The sequence below is a fragment of the Mycolicibacterium arcueilense genome (assembly GCF_058536225.1).
In genome coordinates this window covers 1-1111 of sequence record NZ_JBZTYL010000044.1, presented here as the reverse complement: position 1 = coordinate 1111, position 1111 = coordinate 1, and the positions used below count along the sequence as shown (strand labels likewise).

At 65.1% G+C, this 1111-nt stretch carries 1 protein-coding gene; it reads left to right on the top strand.

Annotation, left to right across the window (positions count from 1 at the left end):
• Window positions 1-12: 12 nt before the first annotated feature.
• A protein-coding gene (locus AC4LGL_RS33860) for an IS3 family transposase (protein WP_491842600.1) occupies window positions 13-1111 on the top strand; the annotation gives its coding sequence in 2 pieces (ribosomal slippage) (window positions 13-283 and window positions 283-1111; 1100 coding nt annotated over the 2 pieces). This gene is flagged as partial in the annotation.

Genomic DNA, 1111 nt, shown 5'->3' with positions numbered 1-1111 from the left:
ATCGACGACGACATGGCAGCGAACAAGCGCCGGCGGCATACGCCGGATCAGATCATCCGCAAGCTCGCCGAGGGCAACAAGCTCCTCGGAACCGGGCAGGAACTGGCCGAGGTGTGTCGACACCTGCAGATCACCGAGTCGACGTGGCATCGCTGGGTTGCCCAGTACGGCGGGATGAAAGCCAACGACGCCAAACGCCTCAAAGAGTTGGAGGCCGAGAATGCCCGCCTGAAGAAGCTGGTCGCCAACCAGGCCCTCGACATCGACATGCTCAAGGAGATTTCGTCGGGAAACTTCTGACCCCGAACCGCAAGCGCAGCGCCGCACTGATGCTGCGCGAGCGGTTCGGGGTCTCTGAGCGCCGAGCGTGTGCGGTGGTGGGCCTCCACCGCTCCACGATGCGCCTGACACCCGCGCCGATCAGCGATGAGGAATCCGAGCTGCGGGCGTGGCTGCGCACGTTTTCCACCGAGCGTCCCCGCTGGGGATGGCGCCAGGCCGCGATCGCGGCCCGGCGAGCTGGCTGGCAGGTCAACAACAAGCGCGTCCGCCGCCTATGGCGCGAGGAAGGCCTGCGAGTTCCACAGCGCCGCAAGAAGAAACGCTTGACCGGCATCGGTGCGCCGGTCGGGACGATGTGTCCGATCCGGCCGAACGTGATCTGGGTGATGGACTTCCAGTTCGACACCACCGCCGACGGGCGAACGTTGAAGATGCTCAACGTGATTGACGAGTTCACCCACGAGGCCCTGGCGATCGAGGTCAACCGGTGCATCAACGCCGACGGCGTTGTTGACGTCCTCGACCGTCTGGCCCTGATGCATGGGGCACCGGCCTACGTGCGGTTCGACAACGGACCCGAGTTCATCGCCCACGCGGTCAACGACTGGTGCCGGTTCAACGGCACCGGCTCGCTGTTCATCGATCCCGGCTCCCCGTGGCAGAACGCCTGGATCGAGTCGTTCAACGGCCGGCTGCGCGATGAACTGCTCAACTCCTGGCGCTTCGACTCACTACGGGAAGCCCGCGTCATCATCGAAGACTGGAGGATCGACTACAACGCCAACAGGCCCCACTCCGCCCACCACGGGCTCACCCCAGCCGAGTTCGC